This is a genomic window from Allobosea sp. P2_B12 (genome assembly GCF_056404835.1).
Genome location: NZ_JBFUDG010000004.1, coordinates 71,029 through 88,221, shown reverse-complemented (window position 1 = coordinate 88,221; position 17,193 = coordinate 71,029). Strand labels below are relative to the sequence as shown.

Below are 17,193 nucleotides of genomic sequence, written 5' to 3'. Positions count from 1 at the left end.
CGGCGGCTCAGGCGGGCAAGATCACGCCGGAACGTCGAGGCCGACGAAGGGCGAGACCTCGTAGCCGTTCTCTTCCTTGATCGGCGCCTTCATCCAGGGCGCGCCGTCGACGTTCCAGAAGATCTTGATGACCGTCTTGTTCGAGGTGAACTTGACGTGCTCGGAGGCCGCGATGAAGGGGCCCGAGCCATCCTTGATCAGGTAGTAATTCCAGTCGGCCAGCAGGACGTCGCCCTTGGAGCCGAGCGCCGGCGCGCGGTTGTTCCAGCGCAGCGGATAGCCGAGCAGCGTACCGGCAAAACCGTCGACCGCGCCGGGCTTCCAGATGTAGTGGCCTTCCGGATCCGTCATCGTCGCGATCTTGGTCAGGGCCGACTGCGGCATCGACCAGACCGGCGAGCCGCCGCGCATCAGCAGCACCGCCACCATGCCGAGCAGGTCGACATAGGTAATGGTGTTTACCGTCGCCCGGTTGATGAACTTGGTCGCGCCGGCGTTGAGCGCGCCGAGCGGCTGGTTGATGCCGGAGCCGCGCAGGAAGGCGTAATCCTCGGCCGCATCGACCGCACCCGAGAGCAGGTTGCGGATGAAGCTGTCGGAGGCTGCCCAGTTGCGCAGCAGCTTGTCGGTGACGGTGACGAAGCCCGCGACCTCATGCGGGGTCAGCGTGATCTCGCTGAGCTTGGCATCGGTCTCGAACTTTTCCTCGCCCTCGCCGATCCACCGCACCTCGACACCGCCGAACATGTTGGCGGGGTTGGTGCCGGACTGGTCGAGCGCCGGCATGGTGATCGAGGCGTCGGGCGGGTTGCCGGCCGGGATGATCTGGGCGCGCGGGCGGACCAGGGCGGCCTGCGGATCGACGCGCATGATCTGGTTGCGCATCTGGGTCGGCACCATGAAGCCGCCCTGCGTGTCGTTGTCCATCCGCATCTCGGCCTGCAGGCCGTTCTCGTCGGTCTGGGCGCCGACGCCCTCGACGAAATTCAGGCGCTGGTCGTTGCGGTTGAAGCGCACCGCATGCATGAACTCGCCGAAGCTCTCGAACTCCTTGCTCGCCTCGTTCGGGCGGCGCGGGATCGGCTGGACGCCGTTGCCGCGGGCGGCGGCGGGGACCGTCGCACCAAGAGCCGTTTCGGTCGCATCCTGCGCGGTGAGGCGTGCGATCCGGTTATCGAGGCTGATATTCTCGGCCATCAGCGCGTCGAACTGCGTCTGCTCCTCGGCCGTCAGGTCACGATCCTCCTTTTCGGCGAGATCGATGATGCCGCGCATATCCGCGACCAGCTTGGTGCGCTTCTCGCGCAGTGCCTTCAGCATGGGTGTCTCCTGGTGCTGAATGCCGGGTACAAAAAGGCCCCGCCCGCGCCGGCACGCGAACGAGGCCGTGACCGCCGGTCGGCGGGTGTTACGAAAGGGCGAGAGCCCGCTTGTCGCGCTGCAGGGCCGCGCGGCGTCCCGCCGGCGGCTGGGCGATCGCCTCGCCATAGAGCGAGGCACCGAAGCGCTGCAGGGTTTCCTCGAGCGTGCCGACCCGGTCGGCCATGCCCTCGGCCACGGCCTGGGCGGCATCGACCATCTCGCCCTGGCCGAAGCCGTCGCGGACGCGGGCCAGCGCCACGCCGCGGTTGCGGGCGACGTCGGCGACGAAGTTCCCGTAGGCCGCATCGACGCGGGCCTGCATGCGGGCCCGGGTCTCGTCGTCGAGTGGCGTGAACGGGTTCACCGCCGCCTTGAACTTGCCGGCCTTGACGATCGTCTTCTTGACGCCGGCCTTTTCGAGCGCGCCGCTGACATCGTCATGCATGCCGAGAACGCCGATATCGCCGACGCCACCGGAGGGCGTCACGACCATCTCGGTCGCGGCCGAGGCGATCCAGTAAGCGGCGCTGGCGGCGGTCGCGTTGACATGGGCGACGATCGGCTTCACGCCGCGCGCCGCATGGATCATCTGCGACAACTCGGCCGTACCGCTCACCATGCCGCCGGGCGAGTCGACGTCGATGACGATCGCCTTGATGTCATCGGCACGCAGCGCCGCCTGGAAGGCCATACCGAAGCCTTCCGACGAGGTACCGCCGGAGATCTCGGTCATCATGTTCATGCGGTTCGCGATGACGCCGCGCAACGGCAACAGGGCGACACGCCCGACCTGCCGGGCGGCCTCGCGCTCGACCTTCGCCGGGATCCGCGCCGCGACCTCCTCGGCCGAGAGCTTCTGGCCAGCGCTTTGCGCCGCGAGAAAGTCGATGATGGCCTGCAGCTTCGATTCCTGCAGAGCCCAGCGCTCTTCGGTGACCGCCATCAGGATATGGGCGTATTTCATGCGCCGGTTTCCTCTTCCTCGGTCTCGTCGGGGTCAGCGTCGTCGTCGGTGGCCGGCGCCGCGCCAAACGCAGCAGGCGGGGGCGGATCGGGAGGGTTGATCGCCCGCTCGATCGACTGGACGTTGTTCGAGATGAAATGGACGTCGCCGTCAGGCCCGAAACCGTCCTGCTCCTCGAGCGCGGCAATCTGGTTCGGCGTCAGCACGCCGAGCTCGAACAGCGCCTTGTAGAAAGCCGCGCGACCCTTCATGTCGCCGCGCAGCAGGGCGTTGAGGTTGAACTTGACGTAGTAGCCCTGCTCGAGTTCCTCGTCGGTGAAGAGCTTCCAGTTCAGCTCCTGTTCCCAAGCGCCGACCCATGGCTCGATCGTCTGCCGGACGAAGCCGATCATCAGCTGCTCGATGCCCGAGCCCCAGCTCGTCGACTTCTCATGGCTCTGCAGCAGGACGAGCGGCACGTCATAGATCCGCGCGATCTCTGCGATCTGGAACTCGCGCGAGCCGAGGAACTGCGCATCCTCGGGCGGGATCGTGGTCGAGACGTACTTCACGCCCTCCTCGAGCACCTTGACCCGGTGCGCATTCTCCAGCCCGCCCTGCCTTTCGAGCTGGGCGCCGGCGTCACTGCGCTGGTCCGAGCCGCCGGCGCGCGGCTTTCCGGCGAGGTTGCCCTGGGCATTGCTGGAGAGCCGGCCCGGATGCATCAGGAAGCCGCCGGACTTGGCGTCGTTGGCGAAGAACTTGGCGCCGAACTCCTCCATGGCGAGGCCCATGCCGACCGCCTGGCGCGCCATCGCGATCTGCGACAGTCCGCGATAGCCGTCATGAGACAGATCCATGATGTGCATCACGTCTCGCTGCTGCAGCTGATGGCGCTGGCCCTGGATCGTCGTCTCGTAGAGCAGCTCGTCGCGGATCCGCCGCGGCTCGGTCGAGTCCGGCAGAAGCGGCCAGATGCCGACGGCTTGGCCGCGGCCATTGCGCTCGATCTCGCCGTAACCGTTGCCCCAGAGCAGCGCGTGCCCCTGCAGCGTTTTGCGCAGGGTGCGCGACGACATCAGATCGTTCGGCCGCAGCCTGATCTTCTGGGCAAAAGGATGATCGGTGACCGCGATCGCGTCGCCTTTCGGGCCCTTCTTGAAGATGCCGACCGGCACGCCGGCGACGGGGTTGCTGATCCGGTTGACGCAGGCATAGACGACCGGCAGGTGCAGCGCGCCGAGTTCCGATACGCTGATCCCGGCCTTGGTCTTTCCGCCGAACATGCGAACGAACCAGCCGTTGGCGTCCGAGACGCCGTGCGACGGGCCGTAGCGCTCGGCCGCCAGCTCCGGCCCGAGCAGCGCGTGAGCGAGCCAGCCACGAAGATTCATGGTGCCCACTCCTCGACCTCGATTTCCAGAATGCCGCGATCCTCGTAGACCGAGGGGCCAGCGGCGGCCGGGCCCATCGTCAGCGCCACCGCCATGACCGAGGCCATGATGCCGTCGATCTTGTCCTTCGACCCGGCCTTGTCCGGGACGTAGTTCAGGTTGGCGTCGAAGCGGACACCGCAATGCTGCGCCATCCAGGCCAGCACCGGGTGGCCGCCGTGATCGAGCTTGCGCTGGAACACCAGCCGCTCGAATTCCTTGGTCGGCTCGGCCAGGGTGCGATGGCCCTGGCGCAGATTGACCATGAACGGGTCGTCGCCGATCGTCGCCGTGACGCCCTCGTCCTGCAGCATGATCTGCAGCTGCGAAACGCCCCAGCTGTCGAAGCCGAGCATCTGGACTTCGAAGGCCGCCATGCCTTCCAGGATGGCGTCGGCGACGATCTTCAGGTCGACGACCTCGCCCGGCATGGTTCGCAGCGCGCCCTGGTCGACCCAGGACTGCCAGTTGACCCGGCGGTCCTGTTCCTGCCGCTGCGCCAGCGTACCCTCCGGCACCCAGAAGATCGGCAGCAGGTCCCAGGCGCCGTCCTGCTCCTCCGGCTCGAACAGCCAGACGAGCGCAGTTAGGTCACGCACCGCCGAGACGTCTGTGGCGCCGAAGCAGCGGCGGCCCTTGAAGCGGACGAACTGCGTCTTCCAGCTCTCGCTTTCGGCGGTGGCCGCCTTCCAGACCGAGACCGGGATCCAGCCGGAGACGTGATCCACCCATTGGTTGAGGTGGTAGCACTTGAACGCGGCTTCAGCCGCGGGCTTGCCCTTGGCCTTGCGCGCCTCGATGCGCATGTAATCCCAGGTCGGCGTCATGCCGATCGAGGGATTGGCCTTGCGCCAGACCGCCTCGTCGGTCCAGTCGTCCTCGGCCGCGGCACCGAAGAACACGACCAGCGTGGTCGGGTCGTCCTTCGTGCCCTCGAGGATCTCCATGCTCTCCTCGAACCACTCGTAGCCGATGCGCGCCGTCTTGACGCCGGCGGTCGAGGCGTAGAGCTCGATCGGCTGCAGGCGAGTCGCCGTGCCCTGCCGCAAGGTGTCGGCGAGCACGCGCGTCAGCCATTCGTGGATCTCGTCGCCGATGATCACTGTCGGCGCGCGGCCGTGCTTGCCGTCGGGCTTGCCCGAGAGCAGCTCGCACAACCCGCTGGTCTCCGGCACGAAGATGCTCTTCGCCTGGTTGACGACGCGGCGGGTGCCGTCGCGGCCGACCATCAGGCCGATCGACTTCTCGATCATGCCCTTCATCTTGCGGAAGGGCACCATGCCCTGCTTCTCGTCGCGACCGAAGACGAAGCCCTGCGCGCCCGAGACCTTTTCGAGCAAGAAGAACAGGATGCCGAGGCCCGCGAGGAACTCCGACTTGCCGTTCTTGCGCGCGATCCAGAGATCGAGCCGCCGGAACACCCGCACCCAGGCGATCCGCGGCTTGCCCGTCGTCTCGTCCAGGATCTCGACCGGCTTCTTCCAGCCGACCAGCAGGCGCACCGTGATCGCCTGCCATTTCAGCAGCCAGAACGGCTTGCCGTCGAAACGGTCCTCGGTCAGCCGCAGGATCTTAGGCCACGCCTCGACGACCTTCTGGGCCTTGGCCTCGTCGAACCAGGCGCCCGGAAGCGACGCAGCGCGGCGCCAGCCCGACAGCGCCCAGGCATAGGCCGGATCGGCCGCCACCTCGGCAAGCCAGGGCGGCAGCGGATGCGGATCGGCGGTCGTGTCGGGCGACGGGCCCGAACGGTCCTCCTCCATGGTGGTCTAGTTGAGCCGGTCCGGCGGAGGCGAATCCGCCCGGTTCATCAAGTCGAGCGGGTCCTCGCCAGGCTGGCGCGCAGGCGCATCCCCCGCCGCCCCCACCTCGTCGGGCTCCTCGAGCGGCAACTCGCCCTGGCCCTTGCCCTGCGAGCGGTTGAAGGTCTGCACCTTCAGCAGGTCCTGATCGAACAGCGGCGACAGGCCGAATTCCTTGGCTTTGTCGCGGATCGTGCTTTCAGCCGCGGCGCGAACGTCAAGCATCGGATTGGGCCGGAACCACTTGTCCCCGGTGGTGCGGATCACCTTCTGGACGAAGCCGTTCTTGCGGACATGCGCGCAGGCCACTTCCCACTCCTGGACCGCGACGCAGTAGATCGCGATCGACGGGGCGTAGCGCGAATCGAGCCGGCCCATGGCGCGCAGACCCCGGATGGTATCCGACCACACGGCGAGCGCCCGGGCGTAATAGACTGGCGCCGAGCGGAACAGGCTCGGCGCAGTGAAAGGATCGCTCGCCGCAGCGACCTGGTCGGCTGCCGGCTGCGCACGCGCGGCCAGTTCGATCGCCGCCTTCATCTCGCGCGCCTTGCGCCGGCCGGGAAATCCCTTCGCCGCCTGAGTGGCGGGCGCATCTTTCCTGCGTCCCACCCAACAGCCTCCTCAAAAAAATAATCCAGCCAGAATACCGCGCCAAAATCTTAGCTCTTAGGACGCCGGTGCAGGGTTTCAGGGGCCTGGACTTTTGACCCGCCCCCCTCCGGCCCGCATCTCGGCCGCCTCGCGCGCCTGGATGACGCCGTCGTGGCACGCCTTGCATGCCGATTCGAATGGCCCCGCCCAGAAGCGTGCGACGTTCCCGCGATGGGCGATCTTGTGGTTGCACACCGTCGCCGGCGTCACCCGACCATCGCGTTCGCATTCCTCGCAGAGCGGAACGAGGGCGAGCTGATGCTTAGCGATGGCACGCCAGCGTGCCGTCCAGTAGAGCCGGCGTGTCTCGATCTCGGCGGTACGGCGCTGCTCATAGTCGCGCTTGGCCTGGTCGCTGGCACGCTGCTGCTCGGCAGTGCGGAAGAAGCCGATGCGAACAGGCACGGACCCCTCCCAACGACAACGCCGCCTCGGTGTGAACCGGGCGGCGTCTCGATACCTGATGAACCATGGCCACCCTATGTCAAGCGACTGCCGCAAAACAAGGGGGGTCGAGGGGTGCGCCTACACCCTATTTTGCCATGGCCGCGCAGGCCGAGGGCAGGGCAGCAGGCGATGGTCATGCAGGCTTTCGCCGAGCAGCTCGACCAGCAGGGCGAGCGAATCATGCCAGACCTCGTACTCAGCCCGGTCTATCACCGCGAGCGCAGGGTCGGGATCCAGCACCGTCTTGCGATAGGCGGTGGGGAAGGGCCGCTTGGCCCGCTCGTTATAGCCGTCGGCCTCCTGCTCATAGACCAGCCCGCGGATCTCGACCGGCACCTTGCGGAACCAGAGCGGCCGGCCATGCGCCGAGACATAGCGGGCCTTCGGCGTGGCGAACTCCCAGGACGGAGCCGAGCGCAGGATGGCGTAGCGGCGCACCAGCTCGGCCGGCTTGAAGCGCAGGCGCGTGCGCTCGCCCTCGATCGAGGCGATGCGCGGCATGGCCCGGCCGATCGCATCGGCCTGCTCATCAGGCGACAGGCCGAGGCCTTCGAGCGGCGACCAGTCGTCGGGCACGTCGAGATCCATGCCGGCCAGTTGCGCCACCGCCTCATGCAGCGTCAGCGCATCGGGATGCGGCGGGCCGCAATCGATCGGCAGCGGCATGACGCCATAGCGGTTGAGCCGGCCGTCCGAGACCATCTCCGCCATCAGCTCGCCCTGCCGCGAGATCGCGTCCCAGCCGCCCGAACTGGCGCCGAGCCCTGCAACGACGGCGCCCCGCGTCTCCGCCTTCGGCAGTTCGTCGCGATAGGCCCAGGTCAGGAAGGCCTCGATATCGATCGTTTTCATCCGAGCCTCTTTGGACCGCGAGGGTTGCGAGGGTTGAGCGACGGTTCGCGAAAACCATCGCGCGCTGATTTTGGATTGTATTTGAGTAGCTTAGCTACTTCTCTGCGAGAGTTGCGATAGTTTATCTATAGATATGAATAGAGAGTGCCGTTTTGATCTTCCCCCCGGAACCCCTGACAGAATACAGCCCCGCGAGGCAAACCCTCGCAACCCTCGCAAATCTTGATTAAGTCTTTGTATTCGTTCGATGATTACTCGCGCGATAGTTCGCTCAAACCATCGCGCAACCCTCGCAACGCTCGCGAGGGTTAGTCGTCTGCCACCCGCGCGTCCTTCACGGGGCTGCGGGGCGCGCGCTCGGGGACGTCGTGCAGGACGACGTCGAGCCATTCCCGGATGCGCTTGTCCTCCCGCTTCAGCCCCTTGCGCTTCAGCGCCCGGCCGAACATCGTTTCCTTCCAGGGCCGGATGGCGTTGGCCTCGCAGAAGGCGACGAAGGCCTCGTACATCGAGCGCGCCTGGACGCGGCCGCCGGCAGAGGTCGACACGCAAGCCGCCAGGAAGGCGCCGACAGGGTCGAGGTCCTCGCGATGCGACTGCGTCAGGGCCGTAACGCCGGCGGGGTCGACCAGGCCGTCGCGCAGGAAGCGCAGCGCGCCCTCGACGAGCCAGCGCAGGATCCCGGGCCCTTCCTCCATGAACTCGGCCACGACCTCCTTGAGCGGCCGCTGCTCGGCCGCGGCGATCGTCGCGGCGAAGCGCAGGAACTTCATGCGCCGCCAGATGCCGGCATCGAGGCCGCCGATCTCGGGCATGTCGTTGCCGGTCATGATCGGGATGAATTCGGGGTTGAGGTCGAACAGGCCCTTGTTGAGGTGGCGCACCGGCATCGGCGTGCCGCCGGTCATCGTCTTGACCAGCGATTCCCGCAAAGGCGCGTTGCGCGGCAGCTCCTCGATCACAACCAGGCGCTTGCCGGCGAGGCGCGCCATGTCGGGATTGGCCTTGTCGCTGGCCTGTTCGTGCTGGCCCGAGATCGCCTCGGGCTTGAGCCGGCCGGCATAACCGCCGAGCAGCTCGGCGAAGGTCTCGATCACCACCGATTTGCCGTTGGCGCCATCGCCATAGAGGAAGATCAGCGCCTGCGTCTGGGCGCCGCCGAGCAGGCCGCGGCCGATCGCCGTCTGCAGGAAGCGCCGGTTGGCCTTCTCCGGCTGGGCCCAGACGATGAATTTCAGGAAACGCGGGCAGCGCGCCCGCGGCTCGTAGGACACCGGCGCCAGCTTGGCGATCCGATCGGCGCGATCATGCGCCTTGAGCCGCACCGCGACGCGGACCTCGCGCCGGTACCGCGTGATGTCGGGATCGGGGCAATCGAGGTCCTCGACCTGCACATGCCATTTCCGGAACTCGAGCGTGCCGTTGCGGACATTGAACAGCATCGGGTCGGAATCGAGATCGGCCGGCGCCACCGTGATGTGCGGCAGCGCCTGGGCGATCATCGCCACGGTGCGGTTGCGGTTGCCCGACGAGACCGCGAATTTGTAGCGGCCGCCTCGCCTTGCCGCGAGCGCGGCCTTGGCGGCGGCGCCGGCGGCCATGATCTCCTTCGAAGGAGCGTCGAGCTGGTCCGGCGGAATCTCCTCCAGCGCCTCGGCCGCCTTGATCGCCGCAGACTCGCCTTCCTTCGGCGCGATATGGGGCACCTCGAGCTTGATCCGCTTCGCCGTGACCTGGGCGCAACGCTCGAGCGCCTGCGCACCGCCCTCCGGATCCCAATGCGTACCGATCCAGCCATGCACGCCGACCTCTCGCACATTCATCGCGTCGCGGCCGAAATGCAGGATCAGCCGGCGGGCATTGTCGGTGTCGTTCTGGTCGAGCTCGGCGCACTCCGCCAGAATCTCTTGCCCGTCGCGCTCCGGTTCCCGTGATTCCTCGGGCGGGGCTGCGGGGTCAGGCTCTCGCGCGGGGAGGGCTGAAACCGTCCGCGCATTGTGGACGGCACCGAGGATCGGGTCGCTTGAAGGCTGATCAACCATGGGCAGGGCCGACGCCAATTGCCAGACAGCGAAAGTCCAGCCGATAATCAGATGACAATAGGCGGGGAGCGCTATGCCCAATAAAATTCGAGTAATTCGCCAGTTTTTTCTCAGGGTTTTGGCTAGTAGTTCTTTGTTGATTGTCCTCCTGGGCTTTTGTGCCACAGTACTTTGGGCAATCATTTACGTTTTCGTCGAGGATGCGTGTAATCCGTTTTTGCTTCTGCAAGCGTCTGAGCCGATGAGAAACGTCGTGTTTTCTTGCGGAGAATTTTGGATCAACCGCTATCAGGGTCTTCTGGGCAATGTATTGACCGCTACAGTGGCTTTCATCACTCTCGGCTGGTTGACCCAGCAACTGACCGCGGCCAATCGGCAAGCAGCTGTGGCTGCTGCACAAGGTCTGCGGCAGCGTTCCCCCGAATTGCGAGATGAGAGAAACAAATACCTTGCGATCGAAAATGAGATAAACTCTCTGATCGGTGCGGATAACCTGCTTAGTGAAAGACCTAGAAATCCACCAGAAATTGTTAGTGCGCATTTCGTCCACGCGCTTCTCAGTGCGCGCTCTACGGCGCGCATGATTGTCACCACATCGGATGAAATATTGGGCCAGAATCCAGAGGGTCGAAGAGCTGGGGACGCAACAAAGATGGTTGCCTATGCGATTATGCTTCAGAATCAACTTGCTGGCTGGGTAGCCGATTCCCCACAGGAGGCTCGCAATCTTCGAGATCGGCGACTGCTCGCTGGTGAGATTGATCAGGCGGCCGCCGACGCATTGGTCATCGGAATTAGGCAGCTGTTTGCGAATATCCTGGCGATCGCCAATCAACTCGTTCGAGACGCCAGGGCCGAGGAGATTGCCAACATGATTCAAATCCGCCGATTCGAAGCTGCTGCGATCAGCTGAAAGATTTAGGTCGGGCATCAAGACGACACTCTGTCCCTGATCCGCTTCATCCGCATATCGTTGAAATCCCCGCCCTCGTCGGGCCAGGCGACGCGCACGGTCCGCCCCGGCAGGGCCCAGCGCGCCGCGGCCCGGGTCATCGTGGTCTCGACGGTGAAGCGGTCGGAGTCGCCATCGGCCAGGATCAGCACGTGGACGACACTGTCGGGCAGGGCGATCGAGCGGTGCGGCTCGGTCAGGTCCGGGACCGGGCCGGCAACGCGCGGCCGGCGCATCCGGCCGGCGCTGTCGCGCGGCCGGCGCATCCGGCCGGCGCTGTCGGGCTGCTGGCGCGTCGGGTGCGGCACCGTGCCGGTATGGCGGCCGCCGAGATTGCCGAGGTCGATCGCCGACCAGAACTCGGTGGTCGAGAGACCCTCGCCCGCCTCGAGCATGGCCGCCCAGACCGACAGCACGGTCTCGATGCCCTCGCCGATGACGATGCGCGTGACGACGCCGGTCGGCGACGGCACCAGCACCAGATGCCCGCCCATCTTCGAGCCGCGCGAGCGCTTCACGTCGATCTGCTCGCCCTCGACCACGAAGACGAGCTTGCCCTTCTCGCCCTCGGCCAGCGCGCCCTTGCCCGCCTGCGGATCAAGCCGCGGGTCGAGCCAGGTCATGTGCAGCCCGATGAAGCGGCCGTCATTGCCGGCGATCGGCGCCAGCATCGCCGGCCCGGTCCAGACGATCTTGCCGTCCTTGCCCGCAGGGTGGCGCAGATGGATCTCGCGATGCAGCCGCAGCTTCGCCCGGTCGGGCACACCAGGGATGCAGCGCCAGCGCAGATAGGCCTCGACCAGCGAGCCCGGCGCCGGCTCGCCGGCTGTCCACAATTGATGGCAGCGCCGGCGCTCGTCTTCGCGGAACTGGTTGTTCGAGCGCTCGGCCTTGGCCCGGTTGGCCTCGTCATCGGCGCGGCGTTGCGCCGCGGCGGCCTCGCGCGCGGCAATTTCCTCGGGCGTCGGCGGGACGGCCTGACGGCCCGGCTTCGGCTCGCCGGTCAGCTGCTCGACCGCCTCGAGGAAGCCGGCATCGATCATCAGATAGCGCGCCAGGCTGATCGCATCGGCCCCGCCCTTGCCGGCGCCGCGACAGTTCCACAGGCCCGTGGTGGCATTGACCGAGAAGCGATCGACGCCGCCGCAGCGCGGGCAGGGCCCGACGATCTCGCCGCTCGCGCGACTGGTCCGCGCCGTCGCGCCCTTTGGCACGAAGCCGAACTTGAATGCGGCGTTCAGCGTCGAGACCGCCTTGGCGCGGTCGACCCAGGCGTCGAAAGCCGGATCCGGTTTGTGGGGCAGGGCGTTCAATCGCAGAACCCCGCTTCCGATAGGGCGCCGCCATAGCCGCGGATCGAACCGCCCTTGCCGCGCGTCTCCGGCGCGCTGAGCAGATCGCCCAGCACCAGGAAGTTGGTCGCCACCGCCGGCGGGCTGCGCTCGGCCGCCCGATTGAGCAGCGAGACCGCGCCCTCGCGATCGCCCATAGCGACGCAGGCGAAGGCCCGGCGCCGGATGGCCGCATGCAGCACCCGGGCCCGCTCCGGCGACGGGAGCAAGGGGACGGGTGCCGGGCGCGGATCGTCGTTGATCACGCGATCGAGCAGCGTCACCAGCGTGTCCTGGACATGGATCGCGCCGATCCCGGTCAGCTTGTCCAGCGCGCGCAGCAGCGCCGCCTGGCCGCAGCCGAGGCAGCGCCGGATCGCGAGCATCGACAGCGGATTCGGCTGCTGGTCGTCGAGCAGCTGCAGCACCTGACCGGAGAGGGAATTCGGATTGGCCGCCGGCGGCGGCGGCAGGTCGCGCCGCATCCGCAGCCGCGCGATCAGCGTGCGCACCTGGTTGGCGTCCGCGCCGAGCGCCAGCGCGATCGGCGTCGGCTGGCTGCCCTCGAGCGTCATCCGCCGCACGGCCTGGGTCAGGGTCTCCGTCATGACAGGCCTTCGATGTCGGCGCCGGTAAGCAGCAGACCGATCGCCAGGTCAGGCCGCTTCGCCAGCGCCAGCGCGATGCGATGAGCGGCGCCCAGCGCTTCGGCCTGGCGGCGGATCTCGACCACGGTCAAGGTTCGCAGGTCGGCGCTGGTCCGGGCCGCAAACATTTCGATCTGGTTGATCCCGGCAAGCTCGTTCTGCGCGGCCGTCTTCAGCCGCGCCGCAATCTCATCGAAGGACAGGGCGCCGCTCATGATGCGAAGGCCCCGTCGCTGCTGAGCTGCCGCGCCCACCGGGCCCGTGCGGCATTGATCTCCTCCTGCGCCCGGATCGGTCGGGGCTCATAGACCAGCTTGGCGCAAGCCGCGCACCAGCTCTCGCCCGCCGCCCGCACCGGCTTGCCGCAATACAGCCCGCCCCTGGCGAGGATGTCCCACAGCGGCATCCGGCAATGCCGGGCCCGCAGCTCGTCGAGCGCAACCGCCTCCGCGCCGGCCGGCTTCGGCCAGAGCTTCGGCGTCGGATCGATCTCGGGCTCGGGCGGCGCCATCACGACCGGCGCCGGTCGCGGCGCTGGCTTGCGGGGAATCGAAGGCTTCGCCACGCGCGCTGTCTTGGGCGCCGGGGCCTTCGGCCAAACCGTGCCGGCCCGGGCGAAGTTCAACCCGAGCCGGTGCACCTTGCCGATCACGCCGTTGCGGCTGACGCCACCGAGCTCGGCGGCGATCTGCTCGGCGGTCAGGCCGCTGGCCACCATCCGGTGCAACGCGCTGACACGCTCTTCCGTCCAGGACAGCACGACCTCACTCACGGTTGAGCCCTCCTGCCAGAGCGAGCAGGGCGGCGCCGGACAGCCGCGCATCCTCGACCACCCGGGCCAGTGCCGAGAGTTCGGCCTGGATCAGCTGGACCTCGGCCGGCGAGAGGCGGCCATCCTTCATGCCCTGCGCATAGGCTCCCATCACGTCCGAGGCCTCGGCGACGACGCGCGCGGTCGCGACATGCAGCTCGGGCCGCGGCTCGTCACGCGGCGTCTCGACCGCAACCACCCAGCCCAGCGCCTCGACCTCGACACGGCTGACGATCGGCTCGCCGGCGTGATGCTCGAGCCGGCCCTTGACCCGCGCGCTCATCAGATCGTCGGCGCCGACATTGTTGAGCCGACCCATCTGCGGCACCGAGACCTTGCCGATCCGCGCCGCCGGCTCGATGCCGCCGCAGCGCGCGATCAGATCGCGCTGGGCCGCCTTCATCCTGTAGAACCAGGCATCCTGCTCGCTCATGTCTCAGCCCTCGTCTCGGGAGAATGGCGCCGCGCCTTTATCGGCCGCGCGGCCGGCCGGAACGCGCTAGGTCGAGCTATCGAGATTGCTGGCGACGCCGTAGGGCCCCATGATCAGCGCCGTCCAATGGAGAACCGAAGGATGCAACTGCCCAAGACGCCCGCCGATCTGACGGGGATGCTGCTGATGACGCTGCTGATCCGCGCCTATGGCGACATCACCACCGCCGCCCGGCGCGGCCGCTTGACCGAGCACGACATCGACAGGATCGAGCGAAACACCTTGGCGATCCTCACCGAGGCCGAGGATTTCTCGCATGAGATCAAGGGATATGAAGCCGAACCCGCCCGAGCGGAGGCGATCGCACAGGTCAAAACCCTGTTCGCCAACGTAAGGGCCGGCCGCGTGAAGCAGATAAGCGGGCAAGGCGGGTGAGTTCATGCCGCGGCCTCATTCGCCGGCGCGACATTGGGTTCAGCTGCGGCCGGCTCGTAGAGGTCCGGACGAAGATACTCGCGCCGAACGCCGCTGACGCCTTCCACTGAGACGACCCGCTCGGCAGGCACCACCTGCCATTGCCTGACAGCAGGACCGGATATGCCCAGTAGCCTACCGAGTTCAGCTCGCGACCCCACGGCTTGCGCCGCAGCGTCGAGGGCCTTCGCGGCCCGGTCCTTTTGTGAAGCATCCATGGCGGCGGAAGGTAAGTACTGCTTACCTCATCTGTCAAGCGATACTGTCTCCGCTCCGCAAGCCAAACTTACGATAATGCGCACCATGACACTCGGTGCTCGCATTCGATCGGCAAGGCAGAAGGCAGGCTTGAGCCAGCAAGCGCTCGCCGGCCGTATAGGGTCGCTTTCGCGCAATGCCATCAGCCTTTGGGAATCCAACGACACCAAGCCGTCACAGGCGCACTTGCTGAAGCTCCCCCAGATCCTGGGTGTTAGCCTATCGTGGCTCACCGGCAGCGACGACGATCAGTCGATCACGATGGTGCCGATGTTGACATGGGTGTCGGCCGGTGACGTCGCCGCTGACTTGCAGATCAGCAACTTCGACGAGGTCGGCCGCGTAGCGGTCACCGATTTGCCGGACGGGGATTGGATTGCCCTCACGGTAGAGGGCGATTCGATGAATCGGATATCCCCTCCGGGTTCAATCATCGTCGCGAACCGCAAGCAGCGTCAGCTGGTCCCAAACGCTTGCTACGTCGTCGCCAATGAGCAGGGCGAAGCGACATATAAGCGCTATCGACCCAACCCTGATCGCTTCGAGCCTGTCTCGACGAACCCAGACCATGAGGCACATTTTTTCGATGATCATGCGGTCCGAATCATCGGAAGAGTTCGCCGAAGCTGGATCGATATGTAGGTAAGCGGCTGCCACGCTCCAGTTTCTGGAGGGGTAAGCAGAACTTGACAAGCCCGTAAGTGACACTTACGCATAGCCCCATCGCAACCCGATGGAGGCGCCGCCATGCGTCACGAACGCCCGCTGCCCGGCCGTCCGACCCCGGTCGAGACCGTCAACGCAACCCTGATCAAGCGCCGCCTCGTCGGCGCCTATGCCCGCGAAACCAGGGTCGAGCTGGGGCCGAACCAGCCGACCGAGGAGGGGGTCCGCGACGTCGTCGTCGCCGACATGGTCGAGCTGCTCGACGAGGGCCGCATCAGTCGCGGCTATGCCGACATCTACGACCTCGCCCGCGCCGGCTATCATGTCGAACTCGCCGCGGCACTGGGCCCGCACGCCGCCAAGCTGCTGGGCAAGCGCATCGCCGAGCGCGGCGAGCATGCCCAGGGCGCCGACGATGCCGCCTCCAACATGGAGGCGGCGTAGATGGACGCGCTGTCCCTCTCCGGCGCTGAAGCTTCTGCGCGCAGCATCGCCGTTACCCGTCTGCAGGCCGTGGCCAACGACATGACCTGGCTTGCCCAGCGTCTGCGCAGCCAGCGCGACCCGAGCATCGCCCGGGGACCGCTTGCCCTGTCCGCCCGGGCCGGCTGGGGTCTCGCCCAGGCCGCATTGATCCAGGCCGATGCCGGCATCGTCTCGCGGCGCATGATCGACGGCATCCAGAGCGATCGCGGCGTCGATGCGCCGGGCCTGCGCCGGCTGGCCCTCTCGACGCTGGAAGCGACCGAGCGTCGGCTGCAGCGCCTGCGGCCGCATCCCTGCGAACCGGTGCAGCGGGAGGCGAGCCGATGATCAAGACGCAACCCACCGGCGGCATCGTGCCGCGCGAGCAGCCCGACAACCGCGGCCTCGGCGACGCAATGGCACGCGTCGACGCTGCCGAGGCGGAAGCGGCAAGCCAAGGCGACGTCGTCGCGGCCGAGCGCGCGGCCGAGGACGAGCGTATCGATCGCGCTACGCGCACGCTTTTCATCGACGCGCTCTATCGCGCCAAGGCCCTGAACGGCGACGCTGCCTTCGATATCGTCGATCTCGACGACCTCGATACTGCCGAGGGCATGGCGCTGCGGATCGGCCGCCGGCGCCGGGTGCGCTGGGGCGCGCCGTCATGAAACCGGCCGACACCGTGCCGGCGGCAGCCGCGCCCTGGATGTTCCTCGCCTCCGGCCGGGCGCTGACGCTCGGCCGGACGATCGAGCCCGGCACCATCGACATTCGCCGTGACATCGCCATCCCGCTCGGCGCCACCGGCCGCTTCGCCAACCAGCTGCCGAGCGGGCTGGTCTATTCGGTCGCACAGCATTGCTGCATCGGCGCCGATTTCCTCTGGGGCCAGACCCAGGACGATGCGCTCGCCATGGCCTTCCTGCTGCATGACGGCTATGAAGGCCCGCTCGGCGAGCAGACCTCGCCCTTCCTCGCCGCCCTGCAGCTCGCGCTCGACGAGATGCGCCTCGAGCTTGGCGATACCACCGGCCCACGCCTCTCGATCCAGCGGCTCCGGCGCAAACTTGCCGAGCCGATCGATCGCTATCTGCATGCCGAGGCCGGCCTGCCCTGGCCGCTGCCGGCGGTGATCCGCGACCGCGTCCACCATGTCGATCTGCAGCTGCTGCTGGCCGAGCGCGACCATCTGCTCGGGCCGCAACCGCGCCCCTGGGACGAGAAGCTCCGGCCGATCAGGCCGCTCAACCTGAAGCAGCGCATCAAGGTGATGTCGCCGGCCAAGGCGGCGGAGGCCTGGGTCACCCGCTTCGAGACGTGGTCGTCGCGGCTGCACGGCGCCCGCGCCCGGGCCAAGAGCAGCCCCGACACGCTCGCCGAATTGACGCGCGAGGCCGCACGATGAAGCCGCGCACCGTCATCGTCGCGATCGACGTGCCCGAGATCGTCACCGACATCGACCTCGCCCGCCGCATCCAGAGCGTGCTGCGCCAGGCCTGCGTCGCCTCCGGCCGCCAGCCGGGCGGCGAGAACCTGCACTGGCCCGATCCGAAATCGATCGAGGTCACGGTCGTGCCCCACGCCCGCGACGAACTCTTCCCCCTCCCGCAGAAGGACTGAT

General features: G+C 67.2%; 22 protein-coding genes. 8 read left to right on the top strand and 14 right to left on the bottom strand.

What is annotated here, in order from left to right; genetic code table 11:
• Window positions 1-21 precede the first annotated feature (21 nt).
• The 8 genes from AC1DYU_RS12030 to AC1DYU_RS11995 all read right to left on the bottom strand — a co-directional run bounded on the left by AC1DYU_RS12030 (window position 22) and on the right by AC1DYU_RS11995 (window position 9,535).
• The gene (locus AC1DYU_RS12030) at window positions 22-1,320 is read right to left on the bottom strand and encodes a phage major capsid protein (protein ID WP_476791831.1); all 1,299 of its coding nucleotides are present in this window, start codon (window positions 1,318-1,320) and stop codon (window positions 22-24) included.
• Between the two features lie 88 nt (window positions 1,321-1,408).
• Window positions 1,409-2,326, bottom strand: coding sequence for a S49 family peptidase (locus AC1DYU_RS12025; protein WP_476791830.1), 918 nt, complete (start codon window positions 2,324-2,326; stop codon window positions 1,409-1,411).
• A complete protein-coding gene (locus AC1DYU_RS12020) occupies window positions 2,323-3,699 on the bottom strand; it encodes a phage portal protein (protein WP_476791829.1) in 1,377 nt (458 codons plus the stop codon). The genes AC1DYU_RS12025 and AC1DYU_RS12020 overlap by 4 nt, the downstream gene beginning before the upstream one ends.
• Complete coding sequence (locus AC1DYU_RS12015; protein ID WP_476791828.1) at window positions 3,696-5,501, bottom strand: terminase large subunit; 1,806 nt, start codon at window positions 5,499-5,501, stop codon at window positions 3,696-3,698. The genes AC1DYU_RS12020 and AC1DYU_RS12015 overlap by 4 nt, the downstream gene beginning before the upstream one ends.
• A gap of 6 nt (window positions 5,502-5,507) precedes the next feature.
• On the bottom strand, window positions 5,508-6,080 hold the full coding sequence (locus AC1DYU_RS12010; RefSeq protein ID WP_476791827.1) for a P27 family phage terminase small subunit: 573 nt from the start codon (window positions 6,078-6,080) through the stop codon (window positions 5,508-5,510).
• A 150-nt stretch (window positions 6,081-6,230) separates the two neighbouring features.
• Complete coding sequence (locus tag AC1DYU_RS12005) at window positions 6,231-6,599, bottom strand: HNH endonuclease (protein ID WP_476791826.1); 369 nt, start codon at window positions 6,597-6,599, stop codon at window positions 6,231-6,233.
• A 120-nt stretch (window positions 6,600-6,719) separates the two neighbouring features.
• Window positions 6,720-7,493, bottom strand: coding sequence for a hypothetical protein (locus tag AC1DYU_RS12000; protein ID WP_476791825.1), 774 nt, complete (start codon window positions 7,491-7,493; stop codon window positions 6,720-6,722).
• A gap of 308 nt (window positions 7,494-7,801) precedes the next feature.
• On the bottom strand, window positions 7,802-9,535 hold the full coding sequence (locus AC1DYU_RS11995) for a DNA primase family protein (protein WP_476791824.1): 1,734 nt from the start codon (window positions 9,533-9,535) through the stop codon (window positions 7,802-7,804).
• Between the two features lie 73 nt (window positions 9,536-9,608).
• Here AC1DYU_RS11995 and AC1DYU_RS11990 point away from each other — a divergent pair, with 73 nt between their 5' ends.
• On the top strand, window positions 9,609-10,448 hold the full coding sequence (locus AC1DYU_RS11990; RefSeq protein ID WP_476791823.1) for a hypothetical protein: 840 nt from the start codon (window positions 9,609-9,611) through the stop codon (window positions 10,446-10,448).
• A 17-nt stretch (window positions 10,449-10,465) separates the two neighbouring features.
• Here the strand turns inward: AC1DYU_RS11990 and AC1DYU_RS11985 are convergent, their stop codons facing one another.
• Genes AC1DYU_RS11985 through AC1DYU_RS11965 form a run of 5 tightly spaced genes read right to left on the bottom strand, consistent with a single transcriptional unit; the run spans window position 10,466 to window position 13,709 of the window.
• Entirely contained in the window at window positions 10,466-11,800 is a 1,335-nt protein-coding gene (locus AC1DYU_RS11985; RefSeq protein WP_476791822.1) for a DUF7146 domain-containing protein, read from the bottom strand.
• The gene (locus AC1DYU_RS11980) at window positions 11,797-12,426 is read right to left on the bottom strand and encodes a hypothetical protein (protein WP_476791821.1); all 630 of its coding nucleotides are present in this window, start codon (window positions 12,424-12,426) and stop codon (window positions 11,797-11,799) included. Before AC1DYU_RS11980 ends, AC1DYU_RS11985 begins: the two co-directional genes overlap by 4 nt.
• Entirely contained in the window at window positions 12,423-12,680 is a 258-nt protein-coding gene (locus AC1DYU_RS11975) for a hypothetical protein (protein ID WP_476791820.1), read from the bottom strand. Before AC1DYU_RS11975 ends, AC1DYU_RS11980 begins: the two co-directional genes overlap by 4 nt.
• Window positions 12,677-13,237: a GcrA family cell cycle regulator gene (locus AC1DYU_RS11970; protein WP_476791819.1), complete on the bottom strand. Its 561-nt coding sequence runs from the start codon at window positions 13,235-13,237 to the stop codon at window positions 12,677-12,679. Before AC1DYU_RS11970 ends, AC1DYU_RS11975 begins: the two co-directional genes overlap by 4 nt.
• Window positions 13,230-13,709, bottom strand: a complete 480-nt coding sequence (locus AC1DYU_RS11965) for a hypothetical protein (protein ID WP_476791818.1) — start codon at window positions 13,707-13,709, stop codon at window positions 13,230-13,232. Before AC1DYU_RS11965 ends, AC1DYU_RS11970 begins: the two co-directional genes overlap by 8 nt.
• 186 nt (window positions 13,710-13,895) lie before the next feature.
• On the opposite strand from AC1DYU_RS11965, the gene AC1DYU_RS11960 reads away from it, so the two are divergent.
• On the top strand, window positions 13,896-14,144 hold the full coding sequence (locus tag AC1DYU_RS11960; RefSeq protein WP_476791817.1) for a hypothetical protein: 249 nt from the start codon (window positions 13,896-13,898) through the stop codon (window positions 14,142-14,144).
• Window positions 14,145-14,146: 2 nt separating this feature from the next.
• Here the strand turns inward: AC1DYU_RS11960 and AC1DYU_RS11955 are convergent, their stop codons facing one another.
• Window positions 14,147-14,401 (bottom strand): YdaS family helix-turn-helix protein, encoded by a 255-nt coding sequence (locus AC1DYU_RS11955; protein WP_476791816.1) that lies wholly within the window; start codon window positions 14,399-14,401, stop codon window positions 14,147-14,149.
• A gap of 85 nt (window positions 14,402-14,486) precedes the next feature.
• Between AC1DYU_RS11955 and AC1DYU_RS11950 the strand changes: the two genes are divergently transcribed.
• From AC1DYU_RS11950 to AC1DYU_RS11925, 6 genes are all read left to right on the top strand, one after another.
• Window positions 14,487-15,083, top strand: coding sequence for an XRE family transcriptional regulator (locus AC1DYU_RS11950; protein WP_476791815.1), 597 nt, complete (start codon window positions 14,487-14,489; stop codon window positions 15,081-15,083).
• A 105-nt stretch (window positions 15,084-15,188) separates the two neighbouring features.
• A complete protein-coding gene (locus AC1DYU_RS11945; protein WP_476791814.1) occupies window positions 15,189-15,551 on the top strand; it encodes a hypothetical protein in 363 nt (120 codons plus the stop codon).
• The gene (locus AC1DYU_RS11940; RefSeq protein ID WP_476791813.1) at window positions 15,552-15,920 is read left to right on the top strand and encodes a hypothetical protein; all 369 of its coding nucleotides are present in this window, start codon (window positions 15,552-15,554) and stop codon (window positions 15,918-15,920) included.
• Complete coding sequence (locus AC1DYU_RS11935; protein WP_476791812.1) at window positions 15,917-16,240, top strand: hypothetical protein; 324 nt, start codon at window positions 15,917-15,919, stop codon at window positions 16,238-16,240. The genes AC1DYU_RS11940 and AC1DYU_RS11935 overlap by 4 nt, the downstream gene beginning before the upstream one ends.
• The gene (locus tag AC1DYU_RS11930) at window positions 16,237-16,977 is read left to right on the top strand and encodes a hypothetical protein (protein WP_476791811.1); all 741 of its coding nucleotides are present in this window, start codon (window positions 16,237-16,239) and stop codon (window positions 16,975-16,977) included. The genes AC1DYU_RS11935 and AC1DYU_RS11930 overlap by 4 nt, the downstream gene beginning before the upstream one ends.
• Window positions 16,974-17,192: a hypothetical protein gene (locus tag AC1DYU_RS11925; RefSeq protein WP_476791810.1), complete on the top strand. Its 219-nt coding sequence runs from the start codon at window positions 16,974-16,976 to the stop codon at window positions 17,190-17,192. Before AC1DYU_RS11930 ends, AC1DYU_RS11925 begins: the two co-directional genes overlap by 4 nt.
• The last annotated feature ends 1 nt before the right edge of the window (window position 17,193 follow it).

What these genes read in the sequence shown, in the direction of transcription:
- AC1DYU_RS12030 (WP_476791831.1), bottom strand. Translation starts at nt 1,320, where the DNA reads ATGCTGAAGGCACTGCGCGAGAAGCGCACCAAGCTGGTCGCGGATATG.
- AC1DYU_RS12015 (WP_476791828.1), bottom strand. Translation starts at nt 5,501, where the DNA reads ATGGAGGAGGACCGTTCGGGCCCGTCGCCCGACACGACCGCCGATCCG.
- AC1DYU_RS11995 (WP_476791824.1), bottom strand. Translation starts at nt 9,535, where the DNA reads ATGGTTGATCAGCCTTCAAGCGACCCGATCCTCGGTGCCGTCCACAAT.
- AC1DYU_RS12025 (WP_476791830.1), bottom strand. Translation starts at nt 2,326, where the DNA reads ATGAAATACGCCCATATCCTGATGGCGGTCACCGAAGAGCGCTGGGCT.
- AC1DYU_RS11930 (WP_476791811.1), top strand. Translation starts at nt 16,237, where the DNA reads ATGAAACCGGCCGACACCGTGCCGGCGGCAGCCGCGCCCTGGATGTTC.
- AC1DYU_RS12020 (WP_476791829.1), bottom strand. Translation starts at nt 3,699, where the DNA reads ATGAATCTTCGTGGCTGGCTCGCTCACGCGCTGCTCGGGCCGGAGCTG.
- AC1DYU_RS11935 (WP_476791812.1), top strand. Translation starts at nt 15,917, where the DNA reads ATGATCAAGACGCAACCCACCGGCGGCATCGTGCCGCGCGAGCAGCCC.
- AC1DYU_RS11955 (WP_476791816.1), bottom strand. Translation starts at nt 14,401, where the DNA reads ATGGATGCTTCACAAAAGGACCGGGCCGCGAAGGCCCTCGACGCTGCG.
- AC1DYU_RS11945 (WP_476791814.1), top strand. Translation starts at nt 15,189, where the DNA reads ATGCGTCACGAACGCCCGCTGCCCGGCCGTCCGACCCCGGTCGAGACC.
- AC1DYU_RS11925 (WP_476791810.1), top strand. Translation starts at nt 16,974, where the DNA reads ATGAAGCCGCGCACCGTCATCGTCGCGATCGACGTGCCCGAGATCGTC.
- AC1DYU_RS11960 (WP_476791817.1), top strand. Translation starts at nt 13,896, where the DNA reads ATGACGCTGCTGATCCGCGCCTATGGCGACATCACCACCGCCGCCCGG.
- AC1DYU_RS12010 (WP_476791827.1), bottom strand. Translation starts at nt 6,080, where the DNA reads ATGAAGGCGGCGATCGAACTGGCCGCGCGTGCGCAGCCGGCAGCCGAC.
- AC1DYU_RS11975 (WP_476791820.1), bottom strand. Translation starts at nt 12,680, where the DNA reads ATGAGCGGCGCCCTGTCCTTCGATGAGATTGCGGCGCGGCTGAAGACG.
- AC1DYU_RS11940 (WP_476791813.1), top strand. Translation starts at nt 15,552, where the DNA reads ATGGACGCGCTGTCCCTCTCCGGCGCTGAAGCTTCTGCGCGCAGCATC.
- AC1DYU_RS11950 (WP_476791815.1), top strand. Translation starts at nt 14,487, where the DNA reads ATGACACTCGGTGCTCGCATTCGATCGGCAAGGCAGAAGGCAGGCTTG.
- AC1DYU_RS11980 (WP_476791821.1), bottom strand. Translation starts at nt 12,426, where the DNA reads ATGACGGAGACCCTGACCCAGGCCGTGCGGCGGATGACGCTCGAGGGC.
- AC1DYU_RS12000 (WP_476791825.1), bottom strand. Translation starts at nt 7,493, where the DNA reads ATGAAAACGATCGATATCGAGGCCTTCCTGACCTGGGCCTATCGCGAC.
- AC1DYU_RS11990 (WP_476791823.1), top strand. Translation starts at nt 9,609, where the DNA reads ATGCCCAATAAAATTCGAGTAATTCGCCAGTTTTTTCTCAGGGTTTTG.
- AC1DYU_RS11965 (WP_476791818.1), bottom strand. Translation starts at nt 13,709, where the DNA reads ATGAGCGAGCAGGATGCCTGGTTCTACAGGATGAAGGCGGCCCAGCGC.